The 14,074-nt window shown below is 66.8% G+C and carries 15 protein-coding genes; 2 read left to right on the top strand and 13 right to left on the bottom strand.

Annotated elements, in window-relative coordinates; all coding sequences use genetic code 11:
* Positions 1-3: 3 nt before the first annotated feature.
* The 7 genes from AC4BAR_RS00370 to AC4BAR_RS00340 all read right to left on the bottom strand — a co-directional run bounded on the left by AC4BAR_RS00370 (position 4) and on the right by AC4BAR_RS00340 (position 5,917).
* Positions 4-588 (bottom strand): MSMEG_0567/Sll0786 family nitrogen starvation N-acetyltransferase, encoded by a 585-nt coding sequence (locus AC4BAR_RS00370; protein WP_490625843.1) that lies wholly within the window; start codon positions 586-588, stop codon positions 4-6.
* Entirely contained in the window at positions 575-1,681 is a 1,107-nt protein-coding gene (locus AC4BAR_RS00365) for an MSMEG_0568 family radical SAM protein (RefSeq protein WP_490627161.1), read from the bottom strand. The genes AC4BAR_RS00370 and AC4BAR_RS00365 overlap by 14 nt, the downstream gene beginning before the upstream one ends.
* Positions 1,644-2,693: a Nit6803 family nitrilase gene (locus AC4BAR_RS00360; RefSeq protein ID WP_490625842.1), complete on the bottom strand. Its 1,050-nt coding sequence runs from the start codon at positions 2,691-2,693 to the stop codon at positions 1,644-1,646. Before AC4BAR_RS00360 ends, AC4BAR_RS00365 begins: the two co-directional genes overlap by 38 nt.
* A 22-nt stretch (positions 2,694-2,715) precedes the next feature.
* A complete protein-coding gene (locus AC4BAR_RS00355; RefSeq protein WP_490625839.1) occupies positions 2,716-3,198 on the bottom strand; it encodes an MSMEG_0572/Sll0783 family nitrogen starvation response protein in 483 nt (160 codons plus the stop codon).
* 462 nt (positions 3,199-3,660) lie between these two features.
* Positions 3,661-4,833: a porin gene (locus AC4BAR_RS00350; protein WP_490625841.1), complete on the bottom strand. Its 1,173-nt coding sequence runs from the start codon at positions 4,831-4,833 to the stop codon at positions 3,661-3,663.
* 45 nt (positions 4,834-4,878) lie between these two features.
* Positions 4,879-5,388 carry a DUF1097 domain-containing protein gene (locus AC4BAR_RS00345; protein ID WP_490625840.1) on the bottom strand — a complete coding sequence of 170 codons (510 nt, stop codon included), beginning with the start codon at positions 5,386-5,388 and terminating at the stop codon, positions 4,879-4,881.
* A 46-nt stretch (positions 5,389-5,434) separates the two neighbouring features.
* Positions 5,435-5,917, bottom strand: a complete 483-nt coding sequence (locus tag AC4BAR_RS00340) for an MSMEG_0572/Sll0783 family nitrogen starvation response protein (RefSeq protein ID WP_490625839.1) — start codon at positions 5,915-5,917, stop codon at positions 5,435-5,437.
* 339 nt (positions 5,918-6,256) lie between these two features.
* Here AC4BAR_RS00340 and AC4BAR_RS00335 point away from each other — a divergent pair, with 339 nt between their 5' ends.
* Together AC4BAR_RS00335 and AC4BAR_RS00330 are read left to right on the top strand one after the other, a co-directional pair.
* Entirely contained in the window at positions 6,257-7,648 is a 1,392-nt protein-coding gene (locus tag AC4BAR_RS00335; protein ID WP_490625838.1) for an aminotransferase-like domain-containing protein, read from the top strand.
* A gap of 63 nt (positions 7,649-7,711) precedes the next feature.
* Positions 7,712-8,374, top strand: a complete 663-nt coding sequence (locus tag AC4BAR_RS00330) for a histidine phosphatase family protein (protein ID WP_490625837.1) — start codon at positions 7,712-7,714, stop codon at positions 8,372-8,374.
* A 24-nt stretch (positions 8,375-8,398) separates the two neighbouring features.
* Here AC4BAR_RS00330 and cynS read toward each other — a convergent pair whose 3' ends face one another.
* From cynS to AC4BAR_RS00300, 6 genes are all read right to left on the bottom strand, one after another.
* Entirely contained in the window at positions 8,399-8,842 is a 444-nt protein-coding gene (gene cynS / locus AC4BAR_RS00325) for a cyanase (RefSeq protein ID WP_490625836.1), read from the bottom strand.
* A 29-nt stretch (positions 8,843-8,871) separates the two neighbouring features.
* A complete protein-coding gene (locus AC4BAR_RS00320; protein ID WP_490625835.1) occupies positions 8,872-9,732 on the bottom strand; it encodes an ABC transporter ATP-binding protein in 861 nt (286 codons plus the stop codon).
* Positions 9,722-10,597 carry a nitrate ABC transporter permease gene (ntrB, locus tag AC4BAR_RS00315; protein ID WP_490625834.1) on the bottom strand — a complete coding sequence of 292 codons (876 nt, stop codon included), beginning with the start codon at positions 10,595-10,597 and terminating at the stop codon, positions 9,722-9,724. The genes AC4BAR_RS00320 and ntrB overlap by 11 nt, the downstream gene beginning before the upstream one ends.
* Positions 10,598-10,602: 5 nt before the next feature.
* Positions 10,603-12,006: a CmpA/NrtA family ABC transporter substrate-binding protein gene (locus AC4BAR_RS00310; protein ID WP_490625833.1), complete on the bottom strand. Its 1,404-nt coding sequence runs from the start codon at positions 12,004-12,006 to the stop codon at positions 10,603-10,605.
* Between the two features lie 193 nt (positions 12,007-12,199).
* Positions 12,200-12,844 carry a response regulator gene (locus tag AC4BAR_RS00305; protein WP_490625832.1) on the bottom strand — a complete coding sequence of 215 codons (645 nt, stop codon included), beginning with the start codon at positions 12,842-12,844 and terminating at the stop codon, positions 12,200-12,202.
* Positions 12,841-14,061: a sensor histidine kinase gene (locus AC4BAR_RS00300; RefSeq protein WP_490625831.1), complete on the bottom strand. Its 1,221-nt coding sequence runs from the start codon at positions 14,059-14,061 to the stop codon at positions 12,841-12,843. The genes AC4BAR_RS00305 and AC4BAR_RS00300 overlap by 4 nt, the downstream gene beginning before the upstream one ends.
* Positions 14,062-14,074 lie beyond the last annotated feature (13 nt).

The following is a 14,074-nucleotide window of genomic DNA, read 5'->3' as shown; positions in this document are numbered from 1 at the left end:
GCCTCAGACCGGTGCGGCGGCCCGTCGGTGGGGCTGGACCACGAAGCCGGTGATGGGGTCGTAGCAAGGCGGGTAGGCGGCCAGGTCGGCCTGCATCAGCTGGTGGGGCCAGCCGTGCAGTGTGAGGGCGCGCAGCGGGCGCCAGTGGAGCTTCTCGAACAGGCGCTGATTCTGGCTTTGCACATGGGCCAGAAAAATCTGGCAGCCGCGCGCATGGGCGCTGGCCACGGCCAGCCGGACCAGGGCGCTGGCCAGGCCGCTGTACTGGCGGAACGCCAGGTGCACCGCCAGCCGCGAGCCCCACCACAGGCCGGGCTGGTCCTGGTGGATGCGCACACAGCCTACCACCTGGTCGCTCATGCCGCCGATGCAGGCGATGGCCACCAGCATTTGCGCGTCGTCGTCGATCACATCAAGGTCGTCGCCCTCGAACAGGCCCTGTTCCAGGCAGAACACCGCCCGCCGCAGCCGCATGGCCTCGGCCTTTTCCCAGGCGTTGTCGGCCCATTTGATGCGGAACTCGCAGGGCACAAAGCCGCGCGGCAAGTCCTTCAGCTCTTCGTCAAAGGCGTAATCAAGCGCTTGCATAAGGGGCTCCCGGATGGGCTTCGACTGCCTCATAGGCCGACAGCGTGGAGCAGGCCCCGCATTTGCCGCAGCCGGCCTTGATGTCGGACGAGCGCAGGCCGGCCTGGGCCACCATGGCGGCCAGCGGCGTCAGCAGGCCACGCATGAACTCGGCGCTGGGTGCGGGGTGGTCTTCCATCGGCGTGCCGCTGATGGGCACAAAGGGCACAACAAAGGGGTAGACCCCCAGCGCCAGCAGGCGTTCGCACATGGCCAGGATGGCTTGCGGCGTGTCGCCCAGGCCGGCCAGGATGTAGGAGCTGACCTGGCCGCGGCCGAACACCGCCACCGCGGCCTCGAAGGCGGCCATGTAGCGGCCCAGCGGCACCGAAGCCTTGCCCGGCATGATGCGCTCGCGCACCTCGGGTGTCACCACCTCCAGGTGCATGCCCAGCGTGTCAATGCCGGCGGCCTTCATGCGGTCGAACCAGCCGTCGTGGTCGGGGGGCTCGCACTGGGCCTGGATGGGCAGGTCCACGGCGGCGCGCACCGCCAGGGCACTGTCCACCAGCACCTGGGCACCGCGGTCGGGGGTGGACGGTGTGCCGGTGGTCATCACCATGTGTTTCACGCCGTCGAGCGCCACGGCCGCGCGGGCCACCTCGGCGAGCTGGGCTGGCGTCTTGTGGGCGATGGTGCGGCCGGCCGCCAGCGACTGGCCAATGGCGCAGAACTGGCAGGTCTTGGTCCGGCTCTGGTAGCGGATGCAGGTCTGCAGCACCGTGGTGGCCAGCACGTCGGCGCCGTGCAGCGTGGCGATCTGCGAATAGGGCACACCGTCGGCGGTGCTCAACTCATAGAAGCGCGGCGTTTTCGGGAAGGTGATGCTGGCAATGGGAATGCTGCCGCGCATCACGGTGCTGTGCCCCTGGGCGTCGGGCGCCAAAGCCATGTAGGGTGAGTGGAAGGCCGTGCCGGTGTGCACCGGCACCATGATGGTGTGGCCGTCCACCGTCACCGCCTTGTGGTCGGACGGGCCGGCGCCGCCGCGGCGGCTGGCCACGCCGGCCGAGGGGTCAAGCAGCCGCAACCCGGAGGACTGCAACTCGGTCATCAGCTGGCGACTGGAGAGCGCTTCGGTCGGTGTCATGGTCGGAACTCCGGGTGGGGGTGGGGGAAACGGCGGCGGGCGCGTGCATCGCGTGCAAAGGCTGGGCCGGCTGGTCGTTGAGCGCCAGGCTCAGCAGCTCGGGGCGGGCGTAGTGGCCCACCGAATCCATCATGCGTTTGCGCTTGGTGATCAGCCGCATGTCGAGGTCGGCCACCAGCATGCCTTCGCCCTCGGTGAGGGGCGGCACCAGGTGCCGGCCTTCGGGCGACACGATGGCGGTGTGGCAGCCGCCACGCAAGGCCTTTTGCAACGTCGCGTCGGGGGTCAGCGCATGGATTTGCGCGTCGGTCAGCCAGCCGGTGGCATTGACCACAAAACAGCCCGACTCCAGCGCGTGGTGGCGGATGGTGACCTCCATCTGCTCGGCAAAGATGGGGCCGACCAGCGAGCCGGGGAACTGCGCGCAGTGGATCTCTTCGTGCTGGGCCATCAGGCTGTAGCGGGCCAGCGGGTTGTAGTGCTCCCAGCAGGCCAGCGCGCCGACCCGGCCCGCGGCGGTGTCCACCACCTTGAGGCCGGCACCGTCGCCCATGCCCCAGACCATGCGCTCGTGGTAGGTCGGGGTGATCTTGCGGCGCTTCAGGGCCAGGCGGCCGTCGGCGTCAAAAATCAGCTGGGCGTTGTACAGGCTGCCATGGTCGCGTTCGTTGACGCCCAGCACCACCACCATGCCGTGTTCGCGCGCCTTGGCGCCCACCGCGTCGGTCACCGGGCCGGGCACCACCACCGCCCGCTCGTACAGCCGCAGGTGCTCCTCGCCCTGGGCCACCGGCGGCCGGATGAACGAGAAGTAAGGGTAGTAGGGCACAAAGGTCTCGGGAAAGACGATCAGCTGCACCCCTTTGGCGGCGGCCTCGTCGATGGCCGCGCAGACCCTGGCGACGGTGCCGTCATGGCTGTCGAGGTCGGGCGAGATCTGCACGGCAGCCACCCGGACGGTGCGTGAAACGGGCATGGTGGTGTTCCTCGGGCGGCGCTTACAGCGTCCAGGTGTTCAACATGAAGGCGTTGGCCTTGCGGTGCAGCAGGATGATGTCGAGCACGTCCTGCGGCGCGATCGGCCGGATGCCGTCGATCAGCGAGCCTTCGCCATGGCCGTACAAGGCCTGCAGCGCGAAGCGGCAGGCGTAGACCTTGACGCCCTCTTTCATGATCTTGATCAGCTGGTTGTTGAAGTTCTGGTGGCCGGGGAAGGCCTCGTCGCCCAGCGTGGGGAAGCCGCGCTTCACGCCCAGCGTGACGCCGGGGCCGTACAGCAGCACCGAGGTCTCGAAGCCCTTGCGCTGCAGCCGCGTGGCCTGCAGCAAATTGACCAGGCCGATCGAGCCTTCGAAGGCCACGGTGTGGAAGGTCACCAGCGCTTTCTCGCCCGGGTCGGCTTTGACGTCTTCAAACACTTTTTCTTCGTAGTCGACCAGGTACTCGCCGATGGCGTTGGCAGGTTTCGTGACTTTGGGCATGCGGAACTCCGTGGAAGGGTTGATGGGCTGGCTGCGTGTCTGTGAGCGCGGGCTCACCCAGGCTTTGCATGCCCTGTGCCAGCCCATCGGCCGGGCGATGCAATCAAGCCGCAATCAAGCAGTGGCCAGGCCGGCCTGGGGCCGGAAAAATAATTTCAACGACCCGGTCACCGGGCCCCGAACCCGGTGGGATCCAACCCGACCCGCACTGAAACCATGCGACCCGAATGCAATCATGGAATGCAATCAACACCGATCGGTGCACCAGACTGAAGCAGTCAAAACCTGGCAGCGGCCGGTTTGAAATGCAATCAGTGGCGGCCCACAGCCCGGCCAGCTGCGCGTGGACGTGGGGAACCGCCATGAAAAAAGCCGCCGATTTTTCAACCGGCGGCGAAATGGAGACTCTCAATGAAATGCACTGACCAGGCCACACCTCGCGGCGCGGCCCTTCCTTCCTCCTCAGAAACTGTGCATCAGCCCCAGGTCGTAGCCGACCGAGCGGCTGTTAGCCAAGGTCGAGGAACCGAAGCCGGCCACCCCGCCATCGGCGGCGCCCACCGCGGAACCCCCGGAGTTCTTGACACGTGACACGGTGGTGAACAACGAGGTCCGCTTGGACAGGGTGTATTCGTAGCCCAGGGCGATCTTGGTGGCCTTGGGTTCGCCGGCCAGGCCGTCGATGTCGCGTTTGCCCTGCGACAAGCCCAGCTTGACCTTGCCGGGCCCCATCGGTGCCACCGCGCCCAGCGTGATCACCTTGGTGGTGAGGTCCTGGCCGGCCACGCCGGTGGCGTTCTCGGTCTTGAAGCGCGCGAACTCACCCATCAGCTTGACCACGCCGAAATCGAAGGAGCCGCCCGCGTTGGCGGTGGTGACATCCTGCGACAGCACACCGTCGGACTGGCTGGCCTTGCCACCCGAGACCGACGCGCTGAGCGGCCCCTTGTCGTAGGCCAGGCGCGCAGTCATGACACGGCCATCCTTTTTTGCCACGCCGGTGTTGGACGCCTGCTCGCTCGGGGCCAGCTGGAACTGCCCCGAAAAACCCCCCAGGGTGTTCGGCGTCAGGTAGCTGATCGCGTTGGACATGCGGAACAGCGACGACGCATCCTTGCCCACGGTGGAGGCGGCCACGCCCGGCGGGGCGAAGAGGCTGCCCAGAACGCCCAGCGGGAAGTTCAGGCTGGAGCCCACGCCATAGGTCAGGAAGGGGTCGTAGATCACGTCGTTGACGAAGCTGGCCGCCAGGTCGCGGCCCAGGCGCACCTCGCCAAAGCCGCCCGCCAGACTGACATAGGCCGCGCGGTCGAAGCGCAGGGCCCCACCGGGCGGGACGATGTTGATGTTGTTGGCGCTGCTGGGAACGCCGCTGGCGCCCGAGCTGGTTTCCAGGCCCATTTCCAGCTTGAAGCCGGCTTTCAGGCCACCGCCCAGGTCTTCGTCGCCCTTGAACCCGATCTTGCTGCCGATGGAGCCGCCACCGCCAGAGCTCAGGCCAGAGGCGCTGGCCCCGCCCTTGTTGGTGACACGGGTGAAGGAGTTGTCGATGGCACCGTAGAGGGTGACCGACGATTGGGCCGATGCGCCGCCGACAGCAGCGAGAACAGCCAGGGTGAGGAGGGGTTTTTTCATGGTGCGTGTTTCCGGAGGTTGTGAAAGTGAAAGGGAAAGGGCGACTCAGGTTTTGGCGGTGAGCTTGCCTGCCAGTGCCAGGCTGACGCGACCGAAGCCGTAGGCCACGATCAACGAGGTGGTGATCAGGAAGGCCGGGTTCTTGGTGCCGCCGCCCATGATTCCTTCGGGTGTCAGCAGCTGGGCCGACAGCACATAGGCGAAGGTCGATGCATAGCCGATCACCGTGGCGGGAATGGCAGGGAACAGCGGGATGTGCGCCACCAGCGCCAGGCACGCGGTGGTGGCACCCACCACCATGGCCGGCCACAGCGCGCCAGGCAGGCCTGGGTTGACGTTCAGGATCAGCAGCGATGCAGCGATGGCCAGCACCATGCCCATCAGCGCGCAGACCACCAGGTTTTTGAACGCCTCCGCCGTGCCCCCCAGCGCAACGCCGGTGGCCGTGAAGATGAAGGTGGCCCAGATCATGAACAGGCCGGTGCTGAGAGACACATAGGTCAGCAGGCCCCCGATCACGCCCAACACCAGCGCGAGTGCATTGACGAAGCTCATTTGGATTTCCTGTTCAAGGTGCGTGAGACAAAGGACGCGGTGTCCATCACAGCGTCCAGGTGTTCAACATGAAGGCGTTGGCCTTGCGGTGCAGCAGGATGATGTCGAGCACGTCCTGCGGCGCGATCGGCCGGATGCCGTCGATCAGCGAGCCTTCGCCATGGCCGTACAAGGCCTGCAGCGCGAAGCGGCAGGCGTAGACCTTGACGCCCTCTTTCATGATCTTGATCAGCTGGTTGTTGAAGTTCTGGTGGCCGGGGAAGGCCTCGTCGCCCAGCGTGGGGAAGCCGCGCTTCACGCCCAGCGTGACGCCGGGGCCGTACAGCAGCACCGAGGTCTCGAAGCCCTTGCGCTGCAGCCGCGTGGCCTGCAGCAAATTGACCAGGCCGATCGAGCCTTCGAAGGCCACGGTGTGGAAGGTCACCAGCGCTTTCTCGCCCGGGTCGGCTTTGACGTCTTCAAACACTTTTTCTTCGTAGTCGACCAGGTACTCGCCGATGGCGTTGGCAGGTTTCGTGACTTTGGGCATGCGGAACTCCGTGGAAGGGTTGATGGGCTGGCTGCGTGTCTGTGAGCGCGGGCTCACCCAGGCTTTGCATGCCCTGTGCCACGGCCGGGACGCCGGGACCCGATCAAGCCGCCATCAATCAGCGGTGGGGCCGGTCTGCGACGATTGAAAATTTTTCAATGCCCCGGCGATGCGATCACGCCGCCGGACTGATCGGAGGCCCACCGCACTGAAACCATGCGGCGGGCTTGCAATCAGTGAATGCGATCAAGGCCCTGCGCCGCACCAGCGCGATGCAACCCCACTGGCACAGCCGGGCACGGGAAATGCAATCAGGCCGTACACCCACCTTCTTGCCTCATGCAAAAAATCACCCACCAATGGGCCAAACGCCTGCAGCTCAGCGCCAAACCGGCCTACCTGATGCTGGCCGACCTGATCGCCGAAGACATGCGGGTCGGCCGTTTGTCCTCTCGCGACCGGCTGCCCACGCTGCGCGAGCTGGCGCAAGACCTGAGCCTGAACTACACCACCGTGGCAAGGGGTTATGCGGAAGCGCGCAAACGTGGCCTGATCGACTCCCACGCCGGCATGGGCAGCTATGTGCGCGGCAGCAGCCCGCAGGTGCGACTGCGCGGCGGCAGCGGCGCCGAGATGACCATGAACATGCCGCCCGAGCCCGCCGACGAGGGCCTGCTGGCGGCACTGCGGGCCAGCGCGGCGGAGCTGATGGCCAGCACCGACCTGCACAGCCTGCTGCGCTACCAGGACTTCGGCGGTTCACCCCAGGACCGCGACGCCGCCATCGGCTGGCTGCGCCGCACCCGGGTGGTGTCGCATGCCGACCAGGTGCTGGTCTGCCCCGGCATCCACAGCGTGCTGACCGCGCTGTTCTCGCTGCTGGCCCGGCCTGGCGAGCTGATCTGCGTCGAGGCCCTGACCTACCCCGGCCTGAAAGCCATCGCCACCCAGCTCGGTGTGCAACTGCACGCGTTGCCGCTGGACGACGAAGGCCCCAGCGCCGAGGCCTTTGAGCACGCCTGCAAAACCCTGAACCCCAAGGCGCTGTACTGCAACCCCACGCTGCTCAACCCCACCACCGCCAGCGTGTCGCGGCTGCGGCGCGAGGCGCTGGCCGATGTGGCCTTGCGCTACAGCGTGCCCATCATCGAGGACGACGCCTACGGCATGTTGCCGCGCCACACCCTGCCGCCGCTGGCCGAGCTGGCGCCGGAACTGACCCACCATGTGACTGGCCTCTCCAAATGCGTCGGCGCCGGCCTGCGCACCGCCTTTGTCCACGCCCCCAGCACCCGCCAGGCCCAGCGCCTGGCCGGTGCGCTGCGAGCCACCACGGTGATGGCCTCGCCGGTGACCAACGCGCTGGCCACCACCTGGATAGGCAACGGCCTGGCCGACGCCATGGTGCAGGCGGTGCGCGAGGAATCCACGGCCCGCCAGGCGCTGGCCGCCCACCACCTGGCCCGCCACCCGCTGCAGGCCAACCCCGAGGGCTTTCATTTGTGGCTGCCCATGCCGGCGCCCTGGAGCGCGGTGGAGTTCGCCAGCTATTTGCGCACCCGCGGCGTGGGCGTGGTGGCCAGTGCCGCCTTCTCCACCGACGCCAACCCGCCCGACGCGGTGCGCATCTGCCTGGGCGGTCCGATGACCCGCGACGAATGCGACGCGGCACTGCAGCTGGTCAGCGACACGCTGGACCACCCGCTGCACCCCTACGCCACGGTGCGCTGAGCGCGACAGCGGCGTCACTGCAGCGACACGCGGCGGGCCCGCGGGCCCCCACAATCGCCGCCCATGGGAAGCTTGTATTTGGTGCGCCATGGCCAGGCCTCGTTTGGCGCCGCAGACTACGACCAGCTGAGCCCTTTGGGTCACCAGCAGAGCGTGCGTCTGGGCCAGTACCTGAAGCGTAAGGGCCTGCAATGCGACACGGTGCTGACCGGCACGTTGCGCCGCCACGCCCAAACGCTGGCCGGCATTTGCGAGGGCGCCGGCTGGGACCTGCAACCCCAGGCCCTGCCCGGCCTGAACGAGTACGACGCCGACGCGGTGATTGCGGCAGTACATCCCCAGCCGCTGGCCAAACCCGACACGCCCGAAGCCTACCGCCACCATTTCCGGCTGCTGCGCGACGGCCTGACCCAGTGGATGGCCGGCGTGCTGACGCCCAAGGGCATGCCCAGCTACACCGACTTCCGCCAGGGTGTGGTGGCCGCCCTGGACCAGGTGCGCAGCCAGCACAGCGGCCAGGTGCTGCTGGTGTCCAGCGGCGGGCCGATCGCCACCGCGGTGGGCCATGTGCTGGGCACCAGCGCCGAGACCACCATCGAGCTGAACCTGCGCATCCGCAACAGCGCGCTGACCGAGTTCGCCTTCAACCCCAAGCGGCACACGCTGCAAACTTTCAACACCGTGCCCCACCTGGACGAACAGGCCGACTGGGTCACCTACGCCTGAGCCACGGCGGCCCAGGTCCTGGGCTCAGTAGGTTTTGTACGGCAGGAACTTGCCCGACAAGACCACGTTGACCCGGTCGCCCTTGGGGTCGGGCTGGCGCACGATGTCCATGCTGAAGTCGATGGCGCTCATGATGCCGTCGCCGAACTCCTCGTGGATCAACTCCTTGATGGTGGTGCCATAGACGCTGACGATCTCGTACCAGCGGTAGATCAGCGGGTCGGTCGGCACCGGCGTGGGCAGCGAGCCCTTGTAGGGCACAACCTGCAGCCACTTCTGCTCTTCGGCGCTGAGGCCGAAGATCTTGCCCACCACCTTGGCCTGCTTGTCATCCAGCGTCATCTGTCCCAGGCAGGCGGCGGTGGTCCATTCCTTGGACAGGCCGACCTTCTTGGCCACGTCGGCCCACTGGATGCCTTTGGCCACCTTGACGGTGATGATTTTTTCGGTGACGTCGTTGCGGTTCATGGGGTCTCCAATCAATGGGGGTGGGAAGCTCAGTGCGCCTTGGCGCGCGAGACGAGGAAATCGACGATGTGGTTGCGCAGCTCGTAGTAGCCGGGCAGGTGGTGCAGCGCCGCCCGGGTGCGCGCCTTGGGCAGCGGGTTGAGCACGGTTTCGGTAATGCCACCGGGCACGTAACCGGCAGGGGTTTCGCTGCCGTTGCTCATCAGCAGGATGCGGTCGGCCAGCAGGATGGCCTCGTCCACGTCGTGGGTGATCATGAACACCGTCTGCTGGGTCTGCCGCACGATGGCCATCAACTCGTCCTGGATGGTGCCGCGGGTCAGCGCGTCGAGGGCGCCAAAAGGCTCGTCCAGCAACAGCATCTTGGGCTGGATGGCAAAGGCCCGGGCAATGCCCACCCGCTGCTTCATGCCGCCAGAGAGCTGCGAGGGCTTTTTGTCGATGGCGGCACTCAGGCCCACCAGTGCCACAAATTTCTCCACATGCACATTGACCTTGGGCCGGTTCCATTCGGGCCAGGCCGAGCGCACCGCAAAGGCGATGTTCTGCCGCACGGTGAGCCAGGGCATCAGCGCATGTCCCTGAAACACCACGCCACGCTCCAGGCTGGGGCCGGCCACCTCGCGGCCGTCCATGAAGACATGGCCGCTGCTGGCCGTGTCCAGGCCCGCCAGCACGTTGAGGATGGTGGTCTTGCCACAGCCGCTGTGGCCGATGATGCAGACGAACTCGCCCTTGTCCAACGTGAAGGACACGTTGGCGAACACCGGCTTGGCCGGCACGAAAGACTTGCTCAAGCCTTCGATCTTCAGGAAACCTTGCATGGCGCTGTCTTTCTTCGGGGAAGGCGGTGCGGCGTTGCCGACCCGGCTGGGCATGTCACTCCACATAGGTCACCCATTTCTGCACGCGGGCGAAACTCAGGTCCAGCAGCATGCCCACCACGCCGATCACCAGGATGGCGAAGAGCACGTTGGTCAGCGACAGGTTGTTCCACTCGTTCCAGACGAAGTAGCCGATGCCGGTGCCGCCGACCAGCATCTCGGCCGCCACGATCACCAGCCAGGCAATGCCCATGCTGATGCGCATGCCGGTGAGGATGGTGGGCGCGGCCGCCGGCAGAATCACCTGGAAGGCCTTGCGCAGCGGGTTGACCTCCAGCGTGCTGGCCACGTTGAGCCATTCGCGCTTGACCGAGGCCACACCGAAGGCGGTGTTGATCAGCATGGGCCAGACCGAGCAGATGAAGATCACAAAGATGCCCGAGGTCGACGAGTCTTTGATGGTGTACAGCGCCAGCGGCATCCAGGCCAGCGGGCTGATGGGCTTGAGCACCTGGATGAAGGGGTCAAACGCACGCCGCAGCAACGGGCTCATGCCGATGACAAAGCCCAGCGGAATCGCCACCAAACAGGCCAGCAGAAAGCCCAGCCCCACCCGGCCCAGCGAGTAGGCCAGTTGCAGGCCAATGCCCTTGTCGTTGGGGCCACGGTCGTAAAACGGCTCGCTGAGCTGCTTCAGCACGGTCTGCCCCATCTGGCCGGGCGTGGGAAAGCCGGCGGACTTGGTGGCGCCCGGGTCCTTGCCGGTCATCTTGTTCAGCTCGATCTGTTCGGCCGTGAGGCCGGCCGACGAACCGCCGACGCTGACGTTGGACGCCGTGGCCGCGTACCAGGCACCGATGAAGGTGAAGAACAGCAGCAGCGACACCAGGCCGGCGCGGAAGTTCATGGTTTTCCAGAAGGGTGCGCTCATGCCTTTCAACCCATCTTGTGGATGGCGAAGCTCTTGACGTAGTCGTCGGCCTTGGCCGCGTCAAACTCCTTGCCCATGATCTTGAACTTGGGGTAGGCCCCGTCCGGCACCTTCTGACCCAGCTCTTTCATGGTCTTCTTGGCGTCGGTCAGCAAGAACACCTTCTCGGCGATCTGCTTGTAGTTGACGTCGCCCTTGATGTAGCCCCAGCGCTTCATTTGCGACAGGATCCACACCGCCATGCTCTGCCAGGGGATGGGGTCGAAGTCGGCCCGGTCGGCCACGGTCTGGATGCCGCCCAGGCCGTCGGCGAAGCGGCCGGTCAGCACCTGTTGCACCACGATCTCCGGCTGGTTCAGGTAAGCCTGCGGCGAGATCACCTTGGCGATCAGCTCGCGGTTGCTGGCGTCGCGGGCCATGGCGGCAGCGGTCAGCACCGAGCGGTACAGCGCGGCAAAGGTGTTGGGGTTCTTCTGGATGAACTCGGTGCTGGTGCCAAAGGCGCAGCAGGGGTGGCCGGCCCACAGGTCCTTGGTGAGCAGGTGCAGGAAGCCGATTTCCTCGTACACCGCACGCTGGTTGAACGGGTCGGGGCCCAGGTAGCCGTCGATGTTGCCGGCGCGCAAATTGGCCACCATCTCGGGTGGCGGCACGACACGGATCTGGATGTCGGTGTCGGGGTTGAGCCCGGCCTCGGCCACGTAGTAGCGCAGCAGAAAGTTGTGCATGCTGTACTCGAACGGCACGGCGAACTTGAAGCCCTTCCACAGCTTGGGGTCGCGCTTGTCCTTGTGTTTGTTGGCCAGCGTGATGGCCTGGCCGTTGGTGTTCTGGATGGTGGCCACGTTCATCGCCACCGGGTTGGAACCCACCCCCATGGAAATGGCCAGCGGCATGGGGCTCAGGAAATGCGTGGCGTCGTATTCCTTGTTGATCATCTTGTCGCGGATCAGTGCCCAGCCGGCGGTCTTCACCACCTCGACGTTCAGCCCCTGCTTTTGGTAGAAGCCCAGCGGATGGGCCATGATCAGCGGCGTGGCGCAGGTGATCGGGATGAAGCCGATCTTCAAATCCTTTTTCTCCAGCGCGCCTTTGTCCTGCGCCATGGCCTGCAGGCTGGTCAGCGGCAGCACGCTGGAAATCGCGGCCATGGCCGTGCCCTTGCCCACCGCACGCAGAAAGCGCCGGCGCACCTCGTCCTGCGGGAACAGCGCCTTGACCAGCGTGGCCTCGATGAATTCGTTGGAATAGGCCTCGAAGCTGGCGGTTTCGCTGCGGCGGCGCAGCTCGCTGGCCGCCGCGTCGGCCGACACCGCCGGGTGATGGTCGGCCGCGGCATGGTCTTGCCCGCAGCTGCAGCGCATCATCAGGGGGCGGTCGGCATCGAAGGGGGAGAAGAACTCGCTCATGGCGCACCTTTCGGCTGGTTGGATGCCAGAGCCAACGCAAGCGCTGCGCCAGGAAACTGCTTGCGGGCCCGCAGTCGCGGCTTTGTCGCAAAGTCGTGCCGGGTTTGGGGAGGGGCTGTAGGGCCAGCCCTACAAAACCGACCTCGCGGCCGGGCCGGCGCCGCTCGCCTGCCGTTCCGCCCCGCGGAAAACCCTAGGCCTGCGGGCCGCCGCGGCCGTGGCGCTCGGCATACAAGGCCAGCTCCACGTCGTTCTTGGTGCCGGTTTTTTCCAGAATGCGCACCCGGTAGGTGCTGACCGTGTTGGCGGCCAGTCCCAGCTGCGCACCAATTTCGCTCACGCTGTGGCCGGCGCTGAGCAAACGAAACACCTGGTGCTCGCGGTGCGACAGCGCCTCCGGCCCCTGCTTGCCGCTGACCGCGGTGGCCAGGGCCTCGGCGGTGGTGGGCGTCACGAAGACACCGCCGCCGGCCACCTTGCGGATGGCGGCCAGCATGTCGTCGGGGTCGGCGCTTTTGTTCAAATAGCCAGCCGCGCCCAGCTTGATGCAGCGCACCGCGTACTGTTTTTCCGGGTAGGTGGACAGCATCAGCACCGGCAGCGTGGGGTGTTGCTGGCGCAGCCCCTGCAGCACGTCCAGGCCGTCGCGGCCGGGCAGCGCGATGTCGAGCAGCACCACGTCCAGGCCCTCACCGGCCCGCAGCGCCGCCACCTGGTCGAGCACCGCGTCGCCGCTGGCCACCTCGCCGGCCACCCGCATCTCGGGCGCGTCGGCCAGCACCTGCTTCAGGCCCTCGCGGACGATGCGGTGGTCGTCACACAGCAGCACGCGGATCATGGGCTGGCCTCCGGCGCCGGCAGCGGGATGCGCAGGCAAAAGGCCGAACCGTGGCCCATCTGGCTGGCAATCTCCAGCACCCCGCCGAAATGCCGGGCCCGCTCGCGCATGCCCATCACGCCGTAGGCGGTGGCCGCCTCAAAGGCCTGGGGCGGCGCACCGACGCCGTTGTCCGACACCTCCACGGTCAGCTGGTCGGCGTCGGCGACGATGCTCACCGCCATCGCGCTGGCCTGGGCGTGGCGGCCCACGTTGCTGAGCATCTCCTGAAAAATACGGAACACCGCCATGGCCAGCGGCTCGGGCAGCACCCGCTGGGCGTCCACCTGCAGCGTCCAGTCGCAGCGCAGCTCGGCGGCCTGGGCAAACTCCTGGGCCTGCCATTCCAGCGCCGCCCACAGACCCTGGTGGTCCAGGATGCTGGGCCGCAAATCCGTGATGATGCGGCCCACGTTGTCGACCGCCGACTCAATGAGCCGGCCCATGTTCTGGCATTTGCCGCGCATCTTGTCGCGCATGGCCTGGGCGGCCTCGGGCTCGCGGGCCTGCTGCTCGCCCAGCCGCTTGTCCAACCAGCCGACGTCCATCTTCAGCGCCACCAGCAGGCTGCCCAGCTCGTCGTGCACCTCACGGGCGATGCGGGTGCGCTCTTCCTCGCGCACCGAGTGGGTGTAAGCCGACAGCTCGCGCAGCTGGCGCAAGGCCTCGGTGAGTTCGCGGGTGCGGTCGGCCACCCGCTGCTCCAGCTCGGCATGGGCCTGCTGCAGCGCGTCGGCCTGGCGCTTGCGCTCGGTGATGTCGGTGAAGGCAATGACGGCGCCGCGCACCAGCGTGCCGTCCACGATGGGGTGGCTGGAGTACTCGACCGGAAAGGCCGTGCCGTCGGCGCGCCAGAACACCTCGGCGTCAATGCGGCAGGGCAGGCCCTGGCGGAAGGCGCGGAAGATGGGGCAGTCGGTTTCCGGGTAATGCCCGCCATGGGCATGGGAATGGTGGGCCAGCTCGTGCATGTTGCGGCCCAGCACGTCGGCCGGCTCGTGGCCCAGCAGCTTGGCACCGGCGCGGTTGATGAACATGCAGCGGCCGTCGAGGTCGATGCCGAACAAGCCCTCGCCGGTGGACTCCAGCAACAGGCCCAGCTGGTGTTGCCACAAGGCGTCCGACGCCGGGCCGCTGGGGGCGGCGCCGGGCGGCAGCTGGATGGTGTCGGCGTGCATGGCGGTACTGGGT

Source organism: Rhodoferax sp. SPJ4, assembly GCF_058216275.1.
Note: the sequence above shows the minus strand (reverse complement) of the source record. Positions and strands in the feature narration are given on the sequence as shown.